At 72.6% G+C, this 3163-nt stretch carries 2 protein-coding genes; both read left to right on the forward strand.

Features of this window, described 5'->3' with window-relative positions; genetic code table 11:
• On the forward strand, positions 1–927 hold a 927-nt coding region (locus tag AB0M20_RS34560; RefSeq protein ID WP_364304566.1), incomplete at its 5' end, for a hypothetical protein.
• Between the two features lie 14 nt (positions 928–941).
• Positions 942–3163 (forward strand): heavy metal translocating P-type ATPase (locus tag AB0M20_RS34565; protein ID WP_364304568.1); only part of this gene is annotated, 2222 nt, incomplete at its 3' end.

Consider the following 3163-nt stretch of genomic DNA (forward strand, 5'->3'; position numbering starts at 1 on the left):
GGCCCGACCCGGGTCCCGGCCGCCGCCCACGCCGCCGGCACCGACGGACACGACACCGACGGACACGACACCGGGAGCACCCATCCCACCGGCGCGTCGACGCAGCTGCCGGCGGGTCTGCAGGTCTCCCAGGACGGCTATCGGCTCACTCCGCTGACCACCACCCTCGCCACCGGCAAGCCCGAGCTGTTCCGGTTCCAGATCACCGGGCCCGACGGCGATCCGGTGACCCGCTACATCACCAGCCACGACAAAGACCTGCACCTGATCGTGGTACGCCGGGACCTATCCGGCTTCCAGCACGTGCACCCCAGCCTGGCAGCGGACGGCACGTGGAGCATCCCGCTCGCCGTGCCTGCCGCCGGGCAGTACCGTGCGTTCGCCGATTTCCGGCCGGCCGGACGCGCCGAAGGGCTGACGTTGGGCGTCGACGTCGCGGCACCCGGCGACTACCGTCCCGCCGCGCTGCCGGCCCCGGCGGCCACCGCCACGGTCGACGGCTACACCGTCACCCTGAACGGCATCCTCATGCCGGGCGCCTCGTCGAAGCTGACCCTGTCCGTCAGCAAGGACGGCACCGCGGTCACCGACCTGCAGCCCTACCTCGGCGCCTACGGGCACCTGGTCGCCCTGCGCGACGGCGACCTGGCGTACCTGCACGTGCACCCCGACGGCGCACCCGGTGACGGCCGCACCCCGGCCGGACCGCAGGTCGTCTTCCACGCCGAAGTCCCCTCAGCCGGCGCATACCGCCTGTACCTGGACTTCCAACACGCCGGAAAGGTGCGCACGGCTGCGTTCACCGCCGTCGCGGGTACGCCCGCCCCGCGGGCATCCGCCTCACCGCCGGCCACCGCTTCGCCGCAGGCCACCGCCTCGCCGCAGCCATCACCGGGCCATGGCGATGACGGCCACACCCACGAATGAAGGGGGCAGCAATCATGGCATCCGTCGCCGAGCCCATGCCGAAGGTGCTGAACCGGATCGAGTTGTCGATCGGCGGGATGACCTGCGCCTCCTGCGCGTCGCGGATCGAGAAGAAACTCAACCGCATGGACGGCGTCACGGCCACGGTCAACTACGCCACGGAGAAGGCCGCGGTCAGCTACACGGGCGAGGTCACGCCGAAGGAACTGATCGCCACGGTGGAGAAGACGGGCTACACCGCCGGCCTGCCGCCACCTCCTCGGACGGCCACAGCCGACCCGGCGCTGCCGGAGCACCCGGTCGACGAGTCCCGGGCGCTGCGTACCCGGCTGTGGGTCTCGATCGTGCTGAGCGTCCCGGTGATCGTGCTGGCGATGGTGCCGGCCTGGCAGTTCACCTCCTGGCAGTGGCTGTCGCTCACCCTGGCCGCGCCGGTCGTGGTCTATGGCGGCCTGCCGTTCCACAAGGCAGCCTGGACGAACCTCCGCCACGGCTCCGCAACCATGGACACGCTCATCTCGATGGGCACCCTGGCGGCGTTCGGCTGGTCGCTGTGGGCGCTGTTCCTCGGCACCGCCGGCACCCCGGGGATGACTCATCCCTTCGAGCTGGCGATCGGCCGGACCGACGGCTCCGGCGCCATCTACCTCGAGGCCGCCGCGGGGGTCACCACGTTCCTCCTCGCCGGCCGCTACTTCGAGGCACGTTCGAAGCGTCGCGCCGGGGCCGCCCTGCGGGCTCTGCTCGAGCTGGGTGCCAAGGACGTGACGGTGCTGCGCGATGGCGTCGAGCGGCGGATCCCGATCGCCGAACTCGCCGTCGGGGACCGGTTCGTCGTGCGGCCAGGAGAGAAGATCGCGACCGACGGCATCATCGAGGACGGCGCCTCCGCGGTCGATGCCAGCATGCTGACCGGCGAGTCCGTGCCGGTGGAGGTAGGCCCGGGCGACGCCGTCACCGGAGCCACGCTCAACGCCGGCGGGCGGCTGATCGTGCGCGCCACCCGGGTCGGCGCCGACACGCAGCTGGCGCAGATGGCCGAGCTGGTCGAACAGGCGCAGACCGGCAAGGCTGCCGCGCAGCGGCTGGCCGACCGGATCTCGGCCGTGTTCGTCCCGATCGTCATCGCGCTCGCGGTCGCGACGCTGGGCTGGTGGGTCGGCACCGGCAGCGGCTGGACGGCCGCACTCACCGCTGCCGTCGCCGTACTGATCATCGCCTGCCCGTGCGCCCTGGGCCTGGCCACCCCGACGGCGCTGCTGGTCGGGACCGGCCGCGGCGCGCAGCTGGGCATTCTGATCAAGGGTCCTGAGGTGCTCGAGTCCACCCGCATCGTGGACACGGTGGTGCTCGACAAGACCGGCACCGTGACCACCGGCCGCATGACCCTGGTCGACGTCACACCGGCCGACGGTGAGGACCGCGACTTGCTGCTGCGCCTGGCCGGTGCGGTCGAGGCCGCCTCCGAGCACCCCATCGCGCAGGCCGTCGCCCGTGCCGCCGCCGACACCCTCGGCTCGCTTCCGCCGGTGTCCGGCTTCGCGAACACCGAGGGTCTCGGCGTCCGGGGCACCGTCGACGGTCACCAGGTGCTCGTCGGCCGTCCCGCCCTGCTGAAGCAAGCCGGCCTCGAGGTGCCGGCGCAGGTCGAGCAGACGGTCGCCGCCGCGCAGGCGGCCGGGCAGACCGCCATCGTCGCCGGCTGGGACGGCATCGCCCGCGGCGTGCTCGCCGTGGCCGACGGCGTCAAGCCGAGCAGCCGCGACGCCGTGGCCGCGTTGCGCCGCCTCGGCCTGACGCCCGTGCTGCTGACCGGTGACAATGCCACAGTTGCCCACTCCGTGGCCGCCGCGGTCGGCATCGACGAGGTCATCGCGGACGTCCTGCCGGCCGGGAAGGTGGCGGCGGTCAAGCGGCTGCGGGCCGCGGGCCGGACGGTGGCCATGGTCGGCGACGGCGTCAACGACGCCGCGGCGCTGGCCGAAGCCGATCTGGGCCTGGCCATGGGCTCCGGCGCCGACGTCGCCATCGAGGCCTCCGACCTGACCCTGGTCCGCGGAGATCTGATGGCCGCCGTCGACGCGATCCGCCTGTCGCGGCGCACCATACGGATCATCAAGAGCAATCTGTTCTGGGCCTTCGGCTACAACGTGGCCGCGCTGCCGCTGGCCGCCCTGGGCATGCTGACCCCGATGATCGCCGGCGCCGCGATGGCGTTCTCGTCGGTGTTCGTCGT

This window comes from Actinoplanes sp. NPDC051633 (assembly GCF_040681735.1).
Lineage (GTDB): Bacteria > Actinomycetota > Actinomycetes > Mycobacteriales > Micromonosporaceae > Actinoplanes.